General features: G+C 63.0%; 15 protein-coding genes and 2 pseudogenes. 14 read left to right on the forward strand and 3 right to left on the reverse strand.

What is annotated here, in order from left to right; all coding sequences use genetic code 11:
• Positions 1-223 precede the first annotated feature (223 nt).
• Genes RHEC894_RS28620 through RHEC894_RS28670 form a run of 11 tightly spaced genes read left to right on the forward strand, consistent with a single transcriptional unit; the run spans position 224 to position 10,562 of the window.
• Positions 224-427: a hypothetical protein gene (locus RHEC894_RS28620; protein WP_003563674.1), complete on the forward strand. Its 204-nt coding sequence runs from the start codon at positions 224-226 to the stop codon at positions 425-427.
• A gap of 14 nt (positions 428-441) precedes the next feature.
• Entirely contained in the window at positions 442-1,005 is a 564-nt protein-coding gene (locus tag RHEC894_RS28625) for a prepilin peptidase (RefSeq protein ID WP_049735002.1), read from the forward strand.
• 5 nt (positions 1,006-1,010) lie between these two features.
• Positions 1,011-1,808, forward strand: coding sequence for a TadE/TadG family type IV pilus assembly protein (locus RHEC894_RS28630; protein ID WP_085740063.1), 798 nt, complete (start codon positions 1,011-1,013; stop codon positions 1,806-1,808).
• Positions 1,805-3,445: a Tad domain-containing protein gene (locus RHEC894_RS28635; protein ID WP_085740064.1), complete on the forward strand. Its 1,641-nt coding sequence runs from the start codon at positions 1,805-1,807 to the stop codon at positions 3,443-3,445. The genes RHEC894_RS28630 and RHEC894_RS28635 overlap by 4 nt, the downstream gene beginning before the upstream one ends.
• Positions 3,417-4,097: a TadE family protein gene (locus tag RHEC894_RS28640; RefSeq protein WP_085740065.1), complete on the forward strand. Its 681-nt coding sequence runs from the start codon at positions 3,417-3,419 to the stop codon at positions 4,095-4,097. The genes RHEC894_RS28635 and RHEC894_RS28640 overlap by 29 nt, the downstream gene beginning before the upstream one ends.
• 1 nt (position 4,098) lies before the next feature.
• Positions 4,099-5,010, forward strand: coding sequence for a hypothetical protein (locus RHEC894_RS28645; protein ID WP_085740066.1), 912 nt, complete (start codon positions 4,099-4,101; stop codon positions 5,008-5,010).
• On the forward strand, positions 5,007-5,945 hold the full coding sequence (locus RHEC894_RS28650) for an RcpC/CpaB family pilus assembly protein (protein WP_085740067.1): 939 nt from the start codon (positions 5,007-5,009) through the stop codon (positions 5,943-5,945). Before RHEC894_RS28645 ends, RHEC894_RS28650 begins: the two co-directional genes overlap by 4 nt.
• A 20-nt stretch (positions 5,946-5,965) precedes the next feature.
• On the forward strand, positions 5,966-7,864 hold the full coding sequence (locus RHEC894_RS28655; RefSeq protein ID WP_085740068.1) for an ATPase, T2SS/T4P/T4SS family: 1,899 nt from the start codon (positions 5,966-5,968) through the stop codon (positions 7,862-7,864).
• A gap of 54 nt (positions 7,865-7,918) precedes the next feature.
• A complete protein-coding gene (locus RHEC894_RS28660; RefSeq protein ID WP_085740069.1) occupies positions 7,919-8,782 on the forward strand; it encodes a type II secretion system F family protein in 864 nt (287 codons plus the stop codon).
• The gene (locus tag RHEC894_RS28665; protein WP_085740070.1) at positions 8,779-9,684 is read left to right on the forward strand and encodes a type II secretion system F family protein; all 906 of its coding nucleotides are present in this window, start codon (positions 8,779-8,781) and stop codon (positions 9,682-9,684) included. The genes RHEC894_RS28660 and RHEC894_RS28665 overlap by 4 nt, the downstream gene beginning before the upstream one ends.
• A gap of 2 nt (positions 9,685-9,686) precedes the next feature.
• Positions 9,687-10,562 carry an FHA domain-containing protein gene (locus tag RHEC894_RS28670; protein WP_085740071.1) on the forward strand — a complete coding sequence of 292 codons (876 nt, stop codon included), beginning with the start codon at positions 9,687-9,689 and terminating at the stop codon, positions 10,560-10,562.
• Between the two features lie 886 nt (positions 10,563-11,448).
• Here the strand turns inward: RHEC894_RS28670 and RHEC894_RS28680 are convergent.
• A pseudogene (locus RHEC894_RS28680) lies at positions 11,449-13,373 on the reverse strand (adenylate/guanylate cyclase domain-containing protein).
• A 225-nt stretch (positions 13,374-13,598) separates the two neighbouring features.
• Between RHEC894_RS28680 and RHEC894_RS28685 the strand changes: the two are divergent.
• Complete coding sequence (locus RHEC894_RS28685; protein WP_085740151.1) at positions 13,599-14,369, forward strand: glucose 1-dehydrogenase; 771 nt, start codon at positions 13,599-13,601, stop codon at positions 14,367-14,369.
• Positions 14,370-14,399: 30 nt separating this feature from the next.
• Here the strand turns inward: RHEC894_RS28685 and RHEC894_RS28690 are convergent, their stop codons facing one another.
• Complete coding sequence (locus tag RHEC894_RS28690; RefSeq protein WP_085740073.1) at positions 14,400-14,807, reverse strand: helix-turn-helix domain-containing protein; 408 nt, start codon at positions 14,805-14,807, stop codon at positions 14,400-14,402.
• 101 nt (positions 14,808-14,908) lie between these two features.
• On the opposite strand from RHEC894_RS28690, the gene RHEC894_RS28695 reads away from it, so the two are divergent.
• Positions 14,909-16,030, forward strand: a complete 1,122-nt coding sequence (locus RHEC894_RS28695; RefSeq protein WP_085740074.1) for an NADH:flavin oxidoreductase — start codon at positions 14,909-14,911, stop codon at positions 16,028-16,030.
• Positions 16,031-16,226: 196 nt separating this feature from the next.
• Here the strand turns inward: RHEC894_RS28695 and RHEC894_RS28700 are convergent, their stop codons facing one another.
• Positions 16,227-17,111: a LysR family transcriptional regulator gene (locus RHEC894_RS28700; RefSeq protein WP_085740075.1), complete on the reverse strand. Its 885-nt coding sequence runs from the start codon at positions 17,109-17,111 to the stop codon at positions 16,227-16,229.
• Between the two features lie 119 nt (positions 17,112-17,230).
• Here RHEC894_RS28700 and RHEC894_RS28705 point away from each other — a divergent pair.
• Positions 17,231-17,422 (forward strand): annotated as a pseudogene (locus RHEC894_RS28705) (4-oxalocrotonate tautomerase); the annotation flags it as partial.
• Positions 17,423-17,687 lie beyond the last annotated feature (265 nt).

Here is a 17,687-nt window from a genome sequence, read left to right on the forward strand (position 1 = left end):
AATTGGAACCCTCCGTTCCGTTTGCTTGACGGAGGGCTGGCCTTGGGCGCACTCTTGGGTCTTAATGGTGTTGCTCAACAAGCGTTGGCCGCCGGGGAAGAAAAGCTGAAGCAGAACATATCATTGGAACGAGCAACGTGCTGGTTCGGATCGATACCGTATGCTTGGTAATCTTCTCTCAGGTCTTCGATCCGAAACAAACCTAGGAACGAGGAATACGCAGATGTTTGGAAAACTCAAGACTCTCGCAATTGCACTTCACCAGGACGAACGCGGCGACATGGCCCAGATCGTCCTTGCCGTCGCCCTGATCGTCATTCCGCTGATGCTGCTCCTGCTCGCATTCGGCAAACAGATCGGCGAATGGTTCAACGAAAAGAACACGGCGCTCTCGGATGCCGAGAGAATTCCCGAGCCGGGTCAATAAGCGGGTCCCGTGTCATGGATATGACCTACGATCTGACCCTGATGCCTGCAGCGGCGGCTCTTGCCGTCGCCTGCGCCACGACCGCGGCGGTGCTCGATCACCGCCAGGGTCACATCCCGAACGCCGTGACCTATCCCTGCCTGCTTGCCGGTTTCATGCTGGCGGCAGTCAACGGTGGTCTGGCAGGGATCGGCCTTGCCTTTGCCGGCCTCCTTGCGGCCGGCATGATCTTCATCATCGCCTTCGCAGCCGGAAGCTGCGGCGGCGGCGATGTCAAGCTGATGGCGGCGCTCGGCGCCATTCTCGGCCTCTGGCCCGCCATCGACGTGACGCTCGCATCGCTGATGGTTGGCGGTGTGATCGCCGTTTTCTCGATGGCGCTGCGCGTTCAGTGGAGCGTACTGGCCCGGAACGTCGGATTGTTTGCCCTGCTGCTGCCTGCCGGTTTCCGCGATGCCGCCTCGGTGCTGAAGCCGCGCGAGACACATCATACCGTCCGCTTCGGCGTTGCCGCCGCTCTCGGACTTCTCTGGTGCCTGTTCATGCCCGATTTCACCCCTCTTTCACTCGTGAGGTAACGGCAATGCGCGCTGAACTCGAACGCCCCCTCTTCGACGGTGCCTTCTGGAGTTCGATCCTGCACTCACGGACCTTCTGGATCCCTGAGGATCACGGCGCGCTCTTCGGCACCTTTGCGATCGCCATGATTTTGCTTGCCTCGATGCTGCTGTTGCCGCGGCTTTCCGCCCGCCGGCGCCGGATATCGGAGCTGCATGGCGATATCTCCGGCAGCACGACGATGATGGATTTCGTGCTCATCACGCCGGTCTTCGTCTTCTTCATGTTCGTGGTCTTCCAGTTCGCAATCCTGGCAAAAAATCACCTCTTCACCCATTATGCCGCCTATGCGGCGGCCCGCAGCGCCCGCGTCTATTTCTGCCCGGCCCTGCCGATCACCATCCGCAGCTTCATCGACGCCAAGACCTGCGATGACGATGCTGCTCCCGGCAAGGCCGATCTTGCCGCCCGCCTGGCGCTGATCCCGGCCGCCCCCTACGACCAGTTGAAATGCGTCGGCGCCTGCCAGCCGCCGGAAGAGGCGCTGAAGGCCCTTGCCGATGCTTCCGGGCTTTCGAAGAACTGGCGGGCGATGCGCAACCAGGCCCGCTACATGTTCGACCCGCAGAACGTCACCGTCACCGTCGACCGCGCGCCGATGGCGCTCTATGCCGCCATCAATCGCTCGCCGCATGTGCCGGTGACCGCCAAGGTCGAAGCGCGCTTCCTGCTGCTCGAATATGCCGGCTGGGTCTTTGCCCGCGGCCAGAGGAAAGACGGCCGCTACTACACGATCTCGAAGGCGGAGGTGAACCTGCTATGACACCGACCCTCATCAAACGCCTGCACCGCGACGAACGCGGCTTCCTGTCGCCGATCATTCTCTACATGACGATCGCGCTCGCCCTGATGATCGTCTGGATCCTGAATACCGGACAGATGATCTACGACAAGCAGCGCACGCAGGACACGGCCGACGCCGCCGCGCTCGTCCATGCCGACTGGGAAGCGCGCTATCTCAACATCATGGCGATGAACAATGTCGCCTCCTCGCAGGCAACCGTCGTCATGGCGACCTCGGTCGCCTTCCAGCTCACCACGGCGGAACTGGCCCTGCGCTCGACCGCCATTCTCGCGAAACTTGCCGAATACTCCTTCACCGAAGGCTTCGGACCGGCGTCCCTGCTGCCGCCGATGCCGCCGATGCCCTATTGCCCGGGCTGGCAGAAGGTTCCGATTGTCGGCGGCATCATCTACGGCGCTTGCCTGGCGTTCCAGGGGTTCCGGGCGACGGAAGCCACCATTGCCATTGCCTACACGGTAAAAGCACAGATCGATTATGATCCCTGGGGCCTCATCGTGAAATCCAGCGACATCATCGACGGCATGAACGATCTCAACGACTACCTCGTCGAAAGCTTTCCGCAGCGGGTCGGCAATGAGGCCCTGCATCTGGTGCGCATGAACAAGTCGGACCATGTCGTCTTCCATCCGCCATGCGAATCCTGCAACGACGCCGGAGAAGGTGCGGGCGGCAACCTGCCGGTCGATCGCGACGGCATCAATCCCGCTGCGGCCTATGCCGAAATGTGCCTGGCGATGAGCCGGGGCACGGAGGGACAGGACCCGTTCCTGATGCGCGGCGAGTTTGCCAATCGCGGCTTCCCCAACGGCAAGGGTCCGTTGACGGCCGGCGGCGTCGACGGCAGCCATATCCGCGACTTCGTCAACCACGAAAGCGGCATCGACGATGCGCTGGTGAACTTCTACATCTTCTATGAAGCCTTCGGCCCGGCCTATCTGAGCAAGATCCCGTTCAAGGCGATCATCGAGCAATATGCCGATCTGAGCTGGTGGGAGGAACTCACGCTCGATGCCAGCTTCTTCGTTGCAGAGGAGTTCTTCGGCCTCGAATTCGGCGTCGTGAACCCTTTCCAGCTGCCGATCGACGTGCCGCCGCGCTATTCCGATAAGCAGACGAAGGACGAGAACGATTTCACCCGCAAGTTCGACATGATCTGGAACCAGGTCTGCGGCCCGGCCGGCGGCGCGATCTCGGTGGCAGGTGCTCCCCTGCCCGTGATCTCCTTCCCGAAGCCCTACTGGCTGAAGGGGCGCATCCCCTTCAACTTCACGCCCTTCGGCGGCGAGCAACTCGACGACTATCAGACGCTGGCGATCGTTTCGCGCGCGCCGCGGGCCCGGCTGCAGATCCGCATTTTCAAGGACAAGACGCCCTCCGCCTATGCTTTGGCGCAGAGCTGGGTCCACAACTATACGGCCTTCGATCTCTACACGCAGGACTGGCTGGCATCGCTGGCGCCTGCCACGCTCGCCGACGATACCGGCGAGGTTTCGAACACCATCAAGCAGAGCCCGGCCGCCGACAGCTTCACCGGCCTGACCCGCGTCTTCGACCAGGGAGGAGCCAATGCCTGGGCTGCCGTCAACACACACTGAGACGACCGGCGGCGCGCCGGCCGGTGGCCTGATGATGCGGCTGCACCGCGACAGCCGCGGCCTGGCCTCGATCGAATTCGTGCTCGCCGCACCGGTCATTCTGCTGATCGTGATCTTCATGATCCATGCCAACAGGATTTCCACCAAGAAGGTCGGGACCATGCTGGCCATGCGGAACGCCGCCTTCGCCGAGGCGAACGGGCTGGACTGCACCTCGGATTTCTCAAATGTCTTCCCGCTTCCGGCCTTGCCGGCGCTGCCCGGGCGCGATGCCATGAGCTGCTCGCGCGCACCCTCGCATGAAGGCGGCGGCGACCCGCAGCGCACCTTCGTCTGGGACGACGTGCAGAACACGCTGAAGAGCGACGGCCGCGATTTCGGCGATATGGTCGGCGACCTCGCCAATGAAAAGCCGCAACTGGTCACCGCAACGGCCGACCGGGTCTACAAGTTCAGGGATTCCGACGATCTCGATACGATCAGGAGCATCCGCTGGAAGGACGCCTTCACGGTCGATGATGCAACGCTGTTTGCCTCGCACAACAACGACACGACGCGCCGCGGCTACGATCCGACGCTGCGCCGGGAAATCCGCGATGTGGCCGACGATTCCGGCGATCTGTTCGACGGCGTCTTTCCGGGAGCGAAGTGAGATGAGACAGGGCGCGCGTATCTCCGTTCATCTGCTCAGCATGGCGTTGGCCGTCGGGCTTGCCGTTGCCGCCACACCCGGCCGCGCCGAGGTCTACAAGGATTTCCGGGCGACGCTGAATTCGATGCTGGCCGGCATTGTCGGCGCGCCGGAACGTTCGCCGCGCGATCTCGTCATCAACGGCCAGCCGCTGGAATTCACGCCCTACCAGAGCGATCGCAGCATTTCCGACATCACCGACGAATGGCTGCGGGTGCTGGCCGTCAATACCCGCCCTGCCCTGCCGAAAAGCAATGACAGGCAGGAACTGACCGCGGTCATCGCCGCCAACATGCTGATCGTCCCGAAGGTAAGCCGCATCCGCGACGACCTTGCCGTGGTGGTTCGTTTCTTCGACGGCGATGGCGAGGCGGCGCTCGATTATCTCAGACGGCAGGACCCGGCAAATCCTTTGGCGAGAGCGCCGATCCCCGGCGTCTCGATCATGATTCGCCGCCCCGCCGATGCACCGGTGACCGAGGTGCTGATGACCCGCTTCGAGGACGTGGCGTCGTCGCTGCCGGCCTTTGCAGCGCCTGCCGATGCCGGCAAGCTGCCGCCGTCGCTGCGTCCGCCGGCCGGCGTCGAGGTGCTGAGCGATATCGGCGACCGCGACAAGGGCCATACCTCACGCACGGTCGTCTCCAAAGGCTCTCTGTCGGCCGTGCGTTGGGCCGATGCGCGCGCCGATCTTCTCGCCCGTGACGGTTTCACCATCGAGACACAGCCGGCGCAGAGGGGCGGGGTCACCGCGCTCTACGGCCGGCGCGGCAGCGTCGAGGCCAATGTTCTCTACACCAGCAGCAAGGCCGACGGCCGGACCGTCGAGGTCATTCAAATCAGGCAACCCTTCGTCGAAGGAATAACACCATGAACTGGAAGCTCATCGCGGCCGTCATCGTCGGGCTGATCACCGGCGTTCTGCTCTACTTCTGGACCGAGAGTGTCAAGAACGAGCAGGTGGCCTATGCCTTCATGCGGCTCCAGCCCGACAGGAAGGTGACGCGCGGTCAGGCGATCACGCCCGATATGCTCGCCGAACCGGTCATGCTGCCTGAAAGTTTCGGGGCGCTCGCCAAACTCGCCGTGCCGGCGGCGAGCGCCTACCGGGAATGGCTGAAGGATCGGACGGCTGCCGCCGACATTCCGGCCGGCTCGGTGCTGCTCTTCCAGTATTTCGACGACAATGACGGCGGGCGCCTGACGACGATGATCGCGCCCGGAAAGCGGGCGCTGACCCTGCCCGTCAACGCCGCCGCCGCCGTCGGCCACTTCGTCGAGCCGGGCAGCTATGTCGATATTCTCGGCACGGTCGATGAGCCGGTCGAGCCGGTGGCACCGGCCGCCGCGGCCCAGCCGGGAACCCTCGGCCAGGCACCTGCCGTTCCGGGCCAAGCGCCTGCTACGGCCGGGCAGCCGCAGGCTCCGGCCCAGCCGCCCTCGCCGGTCGAGCAGATGCTGAAGAACTATCTGACCCAATATCCGGGCGCCGACGAGAATGATGTCAACGCCTACCGCAAGCAGGCGCAGGATTATAAGCTCGGCATCAGCTCGCGCACCCGCGTCGTCACCCGCACCTTCCTGCAGAATGTCAAAGTGCTGGCCGTCGGCGCGGCGACGACGGCGGAAGGCGCCGTCACCAAGGCCAACAGCACTTACAACAACGTGACCGTCGAAGTGACGCCGGCGGAAGCCGAGATGCTGATCTTTGCGCTTGGGCAATCGAACGGCAGCCTCAACCTCGTGCTGCGCAATCCGGCCGACAATACCGTCGAGGACCTGCCGAGCATCAACTGGACGCGCATGTGAGCGTTGCGGGGGAATGAGCCATGCTGTTGAAGATTTCCTATGAGGACGGCAGCGGGCGGGAGGTGATCCCGCTTTCTTCGAACGAGACCTATTTCGTCGGCGAAAGCAGCACGCTGACGCTGCCCGCCGGCGCCGGGGTCGTGCGGCTGCGCGGCAGCCACGTCTCTTCGCCGCAATTCGTGCTGCGCAAATCCGGCCAGGGCTGGTCGGTGCAACATCATGGCCGCAATCCGACGCGGGTCGACGACCAGCCGCTCAGGGCCGGGACGCCGGTGGCGGTCTCGGCCGGCATGTCGATCTGGGTGCCGAACGTCACGATCGAGCTGGTCGAACCGGCCGCGGCTCAAGAAGCGGTGACGCAGTTTCCCGATCAGGAACGCGTGCTCGCCTTGCAGATGGAGATCCACGAGCGACTGCTAAAAGACACGCAATATGACCGGCTGGTGAAATCTTCCGATTTCGGCCGCGAGGATACGCGAAACCGCATTCGCGAGCGGCTCGACATGTTCATCAAGGAGGCGCTGGACAGCGCACCACAAGATCTCGTCATCCTCGTCATCAAGAACGCCGTGTACCGGTGGCTCGCCAAACGCATCGCCCGCACCGGCCGGCGCGACGCCTCGTCGAATGCGGCGAGCCTCGCGCGCGAGGAGCAGGACAACCGCCGGCTCTTCGACGTCGGCAAGGCGCTGATCTCGGCGCTGCAATTGAAGCTGAACTTCGAATCCACCCGTTCCGACTTCGCCCAGCTCGACACGCGGTTCAGCGCCGCCTTCCAGTCCCGGCAGGCGCTCTTCAATGCCGGCGACCGCTACGAGATCGCCCATATGCATCTGCGCTCCAACATCGAGGAGCTGATGTATCGCTGGGGCACGATCTCCGAACTGATGGATCTCGACGTCATCTCGGAAATCATGGTGACGCGCTACGACGAGATCTACGTCGAAAAATTCGGCCTGCTGGAGCGCTATCCCTTCGCCTTCGCCAACGAGCGGCAGCTGATGAAGGTGATCGAGCGCATCGCCGTCGATTCCAACCGCTCGATCAACGAGAGCGAGGCGATGGCCGACTTCCGCATGCCGGATGGTTCGCGCGTCAACGCTGTCATTCCGCCGCTGGCGGTCAAGGGCGCTTGCCTCACCATCCGCAAATTCGGCGGCAAGTCGCGGCTCGACATCAGCAAGCTGGTCACAGCAGGGGCGCTCAGCGAACCGATGCGGGCCTTCCTCGAGGCGGCGGTGCGCGCCCGCAAGAACATCGTCGTGTCGGGCGGCACCGGCTCCGGCAAGACGACGCTCTTGAACAGCCTGTCGCAATTCATTCCGATCGGTGAGCGCGTCGTTGCCGTCGAGGATACGTCCGAGCTGCAGCTCGACGGCATCCATGTCGTCTATCTGCAATCGCGGCCGAAGACGGCGGAATCCGAAACCAGCGTCACCATCCGCGACCTGGTGCGCAATGCGCTGCGCATGCGCCCCGACCGCATCATCGTCGGCGAGTGTCGCGGTGCGGAGGCGATCGACATGCTGCAGGCGATGAACACCGGTCATGCCGGCTCGATGACGACGGCGCATGCCAACACGCCACAGGACATGATGACCCGCTTGGAGGTGATGGTGCTGCAGGGCCAGAGCTCGCTGCCTGTGATGGCGATCCGCCAGCAGATCGTTGCCGCCGTCGAGCTCGTCGTGCAGCTCAACCGCCTGGAAAGCGGGCGGCGCGCCGTGACCGAAATATCCGAGGTGATCGGCATCGATCCCGATACCGGCCTCGTCATCGTCGAGCCGATCTTCCATCTCGTCGGCCGCGCCGGCGGCCAGGCGGTGCATGCCTTCACCGGCTATCTGCCGAGCTTCGTCGCCGAACTCGTCGAGTTCGGCGAAGACGGCGAAATCGAAAAACTCGATATGTTCGTCTAGGCGGTTCAGGTTTCGCGGAAGCGAAGAACTACTTTTGTTTTTAAGGGGGAAGCCATGGATATCAGCATTCTGCAGATTTTTACGGTCGCCCTCGGCGCGGTGACGGCGGGGCTGCTCGTCTGGGGCGCGCCGGTGCGCTGGCCGGCGCCGCTGCTGCGCGCCACCGAGCGCGATATCGCGCTCGCCAGCGAGGCGGCCCAGGTCTTCGGGCGCGATGCCGTGCCGCCCTATACGATGATCCTCGCCTACATCATCACGGCGATCGTCGTCTTCGCAATCATCTCGCTGATCTTCGGGCCGATCTTCGGCATCGTCGTCGCGATCCCGGTCGCCTTCTTCCTGCCCAAGGCGGTGATCCGCTATTTCCTGCAGCGGCGCTGGCTGCAGATCGAATCGCAGCTTCCCTATGCCGTCGACCAGATCGTCTCGGCGGTGCGCACCGGCAAGCCGCTCGCCGTTGCCGTCAATGCAGTGGCCGATACCGGCCAGATGCCGGCCTCGCGCGAATTCGAGCGCATCGCCCGCGAACAGAAGCTCGGCATCGGCCTGGTCGAGGCACTCGACCGCCACGGCCGCACCGTGCCGAGCCTGCACTTCAAGATGGTCGACGCCGCCCTCGGCCTCTTTGCCCGCCAGGGCGGCGACATTTCCGAGCCGCTGACGGAAATGTCGAAATCCTTCAAGGAAATCTGGAAGCTCGATCAGAAGATCACCACCTCGTCGTCGCAGGCGCGGATGAATTTCCGCGTCGTCAACGGCGGCGCGCTGTTCATGATCCTGATGATCTTCTTCGGCCAGCCCGAGCTGATCGACAAGGTGTTCGGCAACGCCATCGGCATCGTCATCGCCATCGTCGGCGCCATTCTCTATGCCACCGGCTTCTTCTGGATGCGCTCGATGATGAAGGTGTCGGTATGATGTCGCACATCCCGCTTGCCCCGATCGCCGTCGTGCTTGCCGGCATCACCGCCGCCCTCTTCGTCTGGTGGATCGGCGATCTGCTCGGCAGCATCCAGGTGGTGCGCCGCTCCGCCGGCGGCGACGGCCCGCCGCCGAATATCGTCGACAGCATCGGCATGCGCACGCCTGTCGAATTCGTGCTCGCCCATTTCGAGCCGGTTCTTGCCGATTACGGCGCGCAGCTCGAGCAGAAGCTGATCTATGGCGGCCGGCCTTTCGGCGGCGTCACGGGCCGCGAATATATCGCCCTTCTCGTCGTCATGAGCCTGTTCGGCTTCGTGCTGCTCGGCGTGCTGTTCGGCATTGCCAGCGGCAGCATCATCGGCGGGCTGGTGGCCGGGCTGATCCTCGGCCTGATCCCCGCCATTTATTTCTGGGTGGTCGCCGACGACAAGATGCAGGATCGCAAGGAGCGCATTTCGCGCGAATTTCCCTATTTCCTCGATCTCGTCGTCATGACGCAGCAGGCGCAGGCAACGCTGCCGGAAAGCCTCAGGCTCTATGCCGAGGCCGCCCCCGGCACCGTGATGAGCGAGGAGATCGACCAGACGCTGAAGGACGTGGCGCTCGGCACCGGCATGGTCGAGGCGCTGCAGCGCCTGGAGGCGCGTATGACCGCCGAAGAGGTGGTGCGCGTCATCCGCGCCGTGATCCAGGGCGAGGTCGAGGGCAGCAACCGCGTCGAGCTGTTGCGCGAACATGCGCGCGACCTGCGCTTCCGCCGCTGGGAAAAGGCCGACAGGGCCAGTGAAAAGCTGAAGGCCAAGATCGTCATGCCGGCGATGATGATCGTCGTGTCGATCCTGCTTCTGGTGCTGGCGCCGGCAATTGTCGAGATGATGTCGAGTGGGATGTTCTGATCATGGTCTTCTCCTTCTTTCGCGGAAACAAGCCAAGCCTTCTGCAGACCGGCCCCGGCGGCCAGAGCCGCAGCCATGTGCTGGACCGGCCTGAGATGTCGATCGGCCGGGCAGGCAATGCCGATATCGTCGTCGACGATCCGTTCCTGGCGCCGATCCATGCCCGCATCGAAAAGCAGAGCGACGGCGGTTTCATCATCCGCCGCATGGGGCTGAACCCGATCATGCTGCGCGGCGAAGCGCTGCTGCAGACGGCGTCTCTCAAAGCCGGCGACAGTTTTCGTCTCGGCAAGGACGTCGAATTCCAGTTCGTCGTCAAGGCGCCCGCCAGGGAGGCGCCAAAGAAGGAAGCCGCCAAGGCGGGCGACACCAAGCCGAAAAAGCCGCTCTTCAAGCAGCCCGCCTTCCTCGCCGGCATGGGGCTGGCCTATCTCGCCATCGTCGGCATCATCGGCTACGTGATCCTTTCCGGCGGCGAGAGCGCCGAGAGCGGCCCGACAGCGGAGCGCATCAATGCGGAAGCCGTCCGCATCCCGACATGCATCAAGAATGCCAGGCGCATGCGCCAGGTTTCCGAGCAAAGCTTCAACGGTGCGGTCGGCGGCCGCGTCGGCCGCGATGGCGAGGCGACCTATGCCGCCCTTTCGCTGGCCGCCGAACCCTCCGACGACGCCGCACTGGCAAAGGCCGCCGAACCGATCGTCGAGGCCTATAAACGCACGGCGCTCGCAGCCCTTGCCTCGGAAAACCGCGGCAACAACACGCTGGCGCAGACGCTCTACCAGCAGACCTACGATCTCGTTCCCGACATCAACTGCTCGGCGGCGCGTTTCGCGCTGCAGCGGCGGGCGGCGGTGAAGCCGCCGGCAAGGCGGTGACGGCTGGTCGTGCACGCCTACTCTAGCCTCGCTCGCCAATGACCGCTGACGGCCCTTAGCGGCCTTTCAGGGATCACTCGCGGTTTCGGCGATGGTAGTCGTGATCTAGGTCTTTCCAGACGTAGAAACCATTCCAAAGGCCGAGCCAGGCTGACAATGCTCCGAAAGAGTCTCCATTTAGAACCTTGGAGAGCGAACTCTCTCCGTGCGAGGGGTCGACTTTCTTCGCCCAAGCACCGATTAGAGCCGTGCTCCACCAGCCAGCGATTATGACAGCCGCCAAGGGCCAGACATATACGATGGCGGCAAGGCAAATAATCAATATCGATCTGTAGATGTTAAGCTTCGACATTCCACATCCATTTGAAGGCCCGGCAATTTTGGGCTACTCGAAATTATCATAAGTTGCAACGAGCCGTGAGATTATGGGCCGCTGCGAAGCCGGGCGACGACTGGGCTTGCTGCGAGCCGGCAAATGAAGAGGAGGTGTCGTGCGTTCTCATCGGTGGCGCGACGTTCTTCCAATGCCTTTGCTGCGCTTGATGTCGGCGCACCCGCCTCGCCCTTCGAGGCCCCTGCGGGCGCCTCAGGATGAGGCTCTCTTGAACTGCGGCGCCACATTCTCCGACCCCCGTGATTTGCATATGGCATCTCAAGCGCCTGTTATTGGGGGCGCGGCATCCTCCAACGTTCCTCATGCTGAGGTGCGCAGCCCGAAAGGGCGAAGCCTCGAAGCGCGCCGCAACGCTGCTTCTTGCATGGATCAACGCCGGCACACCCGCCTCGTCCTTCGAGGCCCCTGCGGGACACCTCACGATGAGGCTCTCTGGGAGGTTGCGCAGGCCGGTGCAAGGGCGATCGGCGGCGCGCGCTTTGCAGGCCTGTTCTATGGCTGCACGGGAGGCTCCGCCTGCCCCGCCTCGCATTCCGGCAGCCGCACAGGTTTGGCGAGGTTCGCCAGCGCCTCGGGCTTGGCGCATGGCGGGAAGCCGGCGAGCGGCATTGTCTCCATGAAGCGGCTGCGCTCGATTGTGCTGAGGCCGGGTTCGTTGATCATGCTCTCGACGGTCACCTCGGGGTGCTGCTTCAGAGCTTCCATGGTTGAAGCATGGGCCTCGTCGGTTCGGCCCAGTGCCGCTAGCGCGCTGCTGCGGATCACCCAGGTCCACCTTTGGTAATTGTTCGGCGTCATCCGCTCCAGCATCGTCACCGCGTCCTGATAGCGCCCCGCCATGAAATAGGCAGGGGCGAAGAAGTTGGACGCCCACATCGGGTAGTTCGGGTCGAGCCGCATGACCTTGTCGACCATTTGAGCACCGCGTTCCGGTTCGTTGAAGCGGGCGGCATAGCCGCTGTAGAAGGTCAGGATTTCGGACGAACCGGGCGCCAGACGAAGGGCCGTGTCGAATTCGGACTTGGCGCGGCCCATGTCGCCCTTATTGGCAAGGCTCATGCCGAACACCGCATGGGCTTCGGCGTCGCCTGGATCAAGCCGCACCGCGCGTTCGGCCACATCGGCTGCCACCTTGCGGTGGCTCTCGGGATCGACGCCGAACACGCCCATCAGATCATGGGCATGGTAAAGTTCCACCCACGCCCGCGCCAGCCCAGGATCCAGCGCGACGGCGCGGTTGAGAAAGGTGATGGCCTCCTCGTCATCGGCTTTGGTGAGCTTTTCGATCTTCTCGGAGCCGAGCAGATAATAATCATAGGCATTGAGGTTTTCAGGCCGTTTGCGCTTGGCTGCGGCCCGGCCGGCCTGTTGAATCAGCCCCACGCCGCCGCCGAGGCGGTTGGCGACCTGCTCTGCGATTGCGGTCTGAACGGCGAAGACGTCCTCGGCGGGCCGGTCCCAATTCTCCGACCAAAGATGGTGGCCGGTTTTTGCGTCGATCAACTGTGCCGTGATCCGCACCCGGCCGCTCTGCCGCTGGATAGAGCCTTCCAGGACGAAGCCGACATGGAGCGCGGTTGCGATCTGGCGGGCATCCACCGGCTTGCCTTTGTAAACTTCCGTCGAATTGCGCGCCACCACCTCGAATTCGGGAAACCGCGCGAGGTCGGTGATAACGTCCTCGGTCAGGCCATCAGCCAGACGCCCGCTCGCCTCATCACCGCCAAAATTGTCGAAGGGCAGCACCGCCACCGACGGCTTGCCGACCAGGGGTTCCGGCTGGAGGAACCACCAGGCCGCGCCGCCTGCCAGAGCCAGCGCGACGACCGCCGCCGCGGCCGTTTTGGCCCAGCGCGGCACCGTTGCGAGAAGCGGGCGACGCGCCCGTTTGCCGTCGAGCCTCAGCCGATACATCCGCACCGGGCGGCTGATATTCCTGACCTGCTGTTCGCCGGCGAAATCGAGCGGCCAGTCGAGTTTGCCCTGGAGATGATCGTAGGCGGTGCCCGACACCACCACGCCGCCCGGCTCGGCCAGATGCTCCAGCCGCGCGGCGACATTCACCCCGTCTCCATAGACATCGCCATCCACCAGGGCGACATCGCCGAGATTGATGCCGACGCGGAATATGATGCGCTCCGGCTCCGGCAGCTCGGCGTTGCGCATCGCAACGGCCTTCTGAAACTCCGCGGCGCAGGCAACCGCATCAACCACGCTGTCGAAGGCGACCAGCGCGCCGTCGCCCATCAGCTTGATGACGGTGCCATGGCGCTCGGAGATGGCGGGATCAGCTCGGCGCGGATCGCCTTCAGCCGCTTGATGGTGCCGGCCTCATCGGCTTCCATCGCCGTGGAGTAACCGACCATATCCGCCGCGAGGATCGCGAGCAGCTTTCGGTCGAGCGCGGGGGTGCCCATCATCGTTGCCTTGCATGACCATGCAATCGTGTCGCCAGTCTACACCTATCGAAGCGCCGCAACTAGCAAGGCCGCCAAAACGGTATGGCTGCTTGAGGGGCTATCCGGCCCGAAGTCGAAGCAGACCGCATGCGCCCAAAAGGGAGGCTCCTCAGCCTGCGTGGAATATCTGGCATCCGCCCGCCGACCCTGCCATAAATTGATGTCATCGAGGGAGGCACGATGATGCAGAAGAATGCGCCGGACTTCAGCCTTGAGGGCAAGGTGACTTTGGTGACGGGAGCGAGCCGTGGCATCGGTCGGGCTTGCGCGCTTGCCTGTGCCGCAACGGGCTCCGATATTGTCTTGGGGGTGCGCGATGTCGCAGCGTCGGCGGGACTGGTTGCCGAACTCGAGGGGCTGGGAAGAAAAGTCCTCGCTGTTGAACTTGATATTCCCAACAAGGCCCATATTGCACAGGCCGTCGATGCAGCACTGGCGACATTCGGCCGGATCGACGTGCTCATCAACAATGTCGGCGTGGCTCCCGGCAATCTCGCGGAACTCGTCGAGGAGAAGGACCTTGACGAGATCCTCGATGTCAACATCAAGGGCACCTTCCTGATGACGCAGGCAGTCGGGCGTCAGATGATCAGGCGCAAGGGCGGCCGGATCATCAACATCAGCTCGCAGGCCGGCACCGTGGCGCTGCGCGGCGAGTCCATCTATTGCATGAGCAAGGCGGCAATCAATCACCTGACGCGCTGCCTTGCCGCCGAATGGGCCGCGTATAATATCACGGTAAACACCGTATCGCCGACCTTCATCCACACCGATGGCACAGCACCTTTCCTATCCGATGCCGACAATCGCAAAGCGACGCTCGATCACATTCCGCTCGGCCGTATCGGTGAAACCGATGATGTGGTGGGCGCCGTCGTCTTCCTGGCATCGCCGGCTGCAAGCCTGATCACCGGCGCCAACCTGCTGGTGGACGGTGGATGGTCCGTCGCCTGAGGCGGAAAAAGCTCCGCGCTCAGTTTCTCGTCACAGGCGTAGCTGAATCAGCGAACGATCTCCCTTCTTCGCACCATCAGCGGCGTCGAAAGCCTCTCTCGCTGCGTTGACCTCCGGCAGTTTTACGAGCGTCCATTTGTGCAGTTCCTGAAGGGGTTCCCGCAATGTGTGACCAAGTGGTGTCAGGTGGTATTGAACCGCGACCGGAGACAGTGAAATCACCTCTCTGGCCACGAGACCGTTGCGCTCGAGGCGGCGAAGGCATTGAGTGAGAGCCTTCTGCGTCACCCCTTGCAAACGGCGGCGGATAGCGTTGAAGCGCTGAGGTCCCTCATTGAGAACTGCAATCACCATCATCGACCACTTGTCAGCGATCTGATCGAATAGAGCCCGGCTCGGGCATTCGGAAGAGAAGCAGAGCGGTTTAAGTTCGAGCATGTCGGTTTCCTTCAATATACCTAGGCGACTTCAGGTGCCTGATTGACGCTAGATTTACATCGTATACCTAGAAGTCCGTTTTACGCAACGGAGTTCTATTAATGCCCAATCCCGATACAAGCAGCCTGTTTCGACCTTTCACCATTCGGTCGCTTGAACTGAAAAATCGTATAGTTATGGCGCCAATGACCCGCTTGTTTGCGCCAGAAGGCGTGCCGGGGCCGGCAAATGCTGACTACTACAGGCGCCGAGCAGAAGGTCGTGCGGGACTGCTATTATCTGAAGGGACGGTGATTGATCGCCCGGCCTCCCGCAACGACGGTGGGATTCCGTTTTTCCACGGTGAAGCGGCGCTGAAAGGGTGGAAAAAAGTGATCGACGCTGTTCATGGTGCTGGTGGTCGCATGGGGCCACAGATCTGGCACACCGGAGCGACTCGCTACATCAATAATTGGGAGCCCGACGCCCCGGTGGAAAGCCCGTCCGGCCTCAACGCGCCAAGCGAGGCTCGCGGCGTCGCGATGACTGAGGAGGATATCGCCGATTCTGTCGCCGCATTCGCCAAAGCGGCGGCAGACGCCAAACGGCTCGGCTTTGACACGGTTGAAATCCATGGCGCGCACGGCTATCTGATCGATCAATTCTTCTGGTCGGGCACGAACCTGCGCACCGACCGGTATGGTGGGCCCACGATTAAGGAGCGCTCGCGCTTTGCGCGCGAGATCGTTTCCGCCGTACGCCAAGCGGTGGGACCTGATTTCCCGATCATTCTGCGCGTCAGTCAATGGAAGCAGCAAGATTTAACCGTGCGTCTCGCAGAAACACCAGCAGAGATGGAGACTTGGCTCCTGCCGCTGGTTGAGGCAGGGGTAGATGTCCTTCACATGTCGCAGCGTCGCTTCTGGGAGCCAGAATTCCCAGAAATTGATGGCGAGAACGGCCTCAACGGCGCGGGCTGGGCAAAGAAAGTGACGGGTGCCGCGACAATCGCTGTCGGCTCGGTGGGCCTCGACAACGACGTGACTGCAAGCGCTTTTGTCGGGAAGGGGGCAACCACAGCCAGCATCGATCGCTTAATCGACCGCATGGAACGCAATGAGTTCGACCTTATTGCCGTGGGGCGCGCCCTGCTGACCGATCCAAATTGGGTCGCCAAAATTGAGAATGGCCAATATGCCGAATTGAAAGGGTTCGACCCAGCTACCTTATCCGAGCTTGCCTGACCAAGACGCGGTGAACGGATGCAAGCGCGGGCTGCATCCGTTCATCCCGTCGCTTGCTCATATCTCAATGCCGAACTGGGACTCGAAACCTTGGTTGCGCGGTTCGGTCTGAAACTGCGTCCGACATCTAGGGTCGCCCCAGATGGTCTACCCAGAAGCCAAACAGAATGAGATTTGAAAACCTTCCGCCCCGTCGCTAGCCGAACCGCTGCACCAGGAAATCGATCACCGTCCGCAACATCGCTGTCGGCCGGCGGTTCGGCGCATAGACGAGCGACATCGGCACTGGCTTGTAGGACCATTCCGGCAGCACCTGCTCAAGCCGGCCTTCAGCGATATCGGCGGCGAGCAGCAGTTCCGGCTGGAGTGCAATTCCGGCGCCGCTGAGCGCGGCCATGCGAAGGGCTGCCCCCTGGTTGGTGGAGAATTTTCCGGAAATCAACACATCCCGCATTTCGCCTCCCGGTCCGACCAGGTGCCATCGGTCCTGCTTGCGCCAATAGGAGTGGCCGAGGCAGAGATGGTTGGTCAGCGCTTCCGGCGAAGCCGGCCGGCCATGGCGGACGAGATAATCCGGTGAGGCGGCGAGGATCCGCCGGTAGGGCGTCAGCGGACGGGCGACCAGGCTATCGTCGGCGAGCGGGCCGATGTGGATGCCGAGTTCGAACCCCTCGCCGACGAGATCATGGACATTGTTGTCGAGCGACAGCTCGATGCTGACGTCGGGATAGGCGTTCTGGTACTCGACCAGCGCCGGCACCAGGTTCTGCGTGCCGAAGCTGACGGGCGCCACCAGCCGCAGCCGGCCGCGCGGCGCCGATTGCAGTTCGCTTGCCGAAGCCTCGGCCAGCGCCACTTCGGACAGCGCCCGCTTGCAGCGCTCGTAATAGAGCTGGCCGACCTCCGTCAGCTGATGGCGTCGCGTGGTGCGATGGATCAGCTTCGCCCCGAGCCGGGTCTCGATCGTCTTGATGTGCTTGGCGACCATGGCAGGCGACACCTGCGCGATCTCCGCGGCGGCGGCGAAACTGCCGGTGTCGATGACCCTGACGAACATCGCCATGCCGGCCAGCTTGTCCATGATTGCCTACCGTATGGTTTTGAATGAAGACACTGGCAGCTTATTTATCAACCTCAGTATTTACAACATAGTCGTTATGCCCGCGCCAAGGCGGCGGACATTGCCAACGTGACCAAGGAGAAAACATGCCCATTCTTCACCTGCAGATGCATCCCGGCCGCACCGACGATCAGAAGCGCGCCTTCGCCCGCGAAGCGACGAAGGCCGCCGTCGAAACCCTGGCGTGCCCGCCGGAATCGGTGGAAATCCTGATCACGGAGATCGCCAAGGATGCCTGGGCAGTCGGCGGCAAGCTGAAATCCGAGGGCTGAGAGACGCCCCGCTGCGCCGGGGAGCTAGCTGCCCGCCGCCGCCATGGGAGTGGACAGGGAGCCGGCGCTCGGCTCTCGTGCTGGCGGGGCGGGTGACGGATCGGCCCGACTGTCTGCAGCCCCTGCCCGCCGGCGTGCGGCCAGCCGATTTCGCCGGGGAATTTTTTCTCCGGCGCTTCCGAGCCATGACGGAGTTCACGCCGAAGCGATTATCGGTGACGGCTAAAAGGCAATAGCAGGTGCCTCATCCGTCGTGATACACCGC

Source organism: Rhizobium sp. CIAT894, from assembly GCF_000172795.2.
Lineage (GTDB): Bacteria > Pseudomonadota > Alphaproteobacteria > Rhizobiales > Rhizobiaceae > Rhizobium.

Excerpts from the sequence above, each read along its gene's own strand:
- RHEC894_RS28700 (WP_085740075.1), bottom strand. The coding sequence starts at position 17,111 with ATGGACAAGCTGGCCGGCATGGCGATGTTCGTCAGGGTCATCGACACC.
- RHEC894_RS28645 (WP_085740066.1), top strand. The coding sequence starts at position 4,099 with ATGAGACAGGGCGCGCGTATCTCCGTTCATCTGCTCAGCATGGCGTTG.
- RHEC894_RS28695 (WP_085740074.1), top strand. The coding sequence starts at position 14,909 with ATGCCCAATCCCGATACAAGCAGCCTGTTTCGACCTTTCACCATTCGG.
- RHEC894_RS28655 (WP_085740068.1), top strand. The coding sequence starts at position 5,966 with ATGCTGTTGAAGATTTCCTATGAGGACGGCAGCGGGCGGGAGGTGATC.
- RHEC894_RS28670 (WP_085740071.1), top strand. The coding sequence starts at position 9,687 with ATGGTCTTCTCCTTCTTTCGCGGAAACAAGCCAAGCCTTCTGCAGACC.
- RHEC894_RS28685 (WP_085740151.1), top strand. The coding sequence starts at position 13,599 with ATGCAGAAGAATGCGCCGGACTTCAGCCTTGAGGGCAAGGTGACTTTG.
- RHEC894_RS28620 (WP_003563674.1), top strand. The coding sequence starts at position 224 with ATGTTTGGAAAACTCAAGACTCTCGCAATTGCACTTCACCAGGACGAA.
- RHEC894_RS28635 (WP_085740064.1), top strand. The coding sequence starts at position 1,805 with ATGACACCGACCCTCATCAAACGCCTGCACCGCGACGAACGCGGCTTC.
- RHEC894_RS28650 (WP_085740067.1), top strand. The coding sequence starts at position 5,007 with ATGAACTGGAAGCTCATCGCGGCCGTCATCGTCGGGCTGATCACCGGC.
- RHEC894_RS28660 (WP_085740069.1), top strand. The coding sequence starts at position 7,919 with ATGGATATCAGCATTCTGCAGATTTTTACGGTCGCCCTCGGCGCGGTG.
- RHEC894_RS28690 (WP_085740073.1), bottom strand. The coding sequence starts at position 14,807 with ATGCTCGAACTTAAACCGCTCTGCTTCTCTTCCGAATGCCCGAGCCGG.
- RHEC894_RS28665 (WP_085740070.1), top strand. The coding sequence starts at position 8,779 with ATGATGTCGCACATCCCGCTTGCCCCGATCGCCGTCGTGCTTGCCGGC.
- RHEC894_RS28625 (WP_049735002.1), top strand. The coding sequence starts at position 442 with ATGGATATGACCTACGATCTGACCCTGATGCCTGCAGCGGCGGCTCTT.
- RHEC894_RS28640 (WP_085740065.1), top strand. The coding sequence starts at position 3,417 with ATGCCTGGGCTGCCGTCAACACACACTGAGACGACCGGCGGCGCGCCG.
- RHEC894_RS28630 (WP_085740063.1), top strand. The coding sequence starts at position 1,011 with ATGCGCGCTGAACTCGAACGCCCCCTCTTCGACGGTGCCTTCTGGAGT.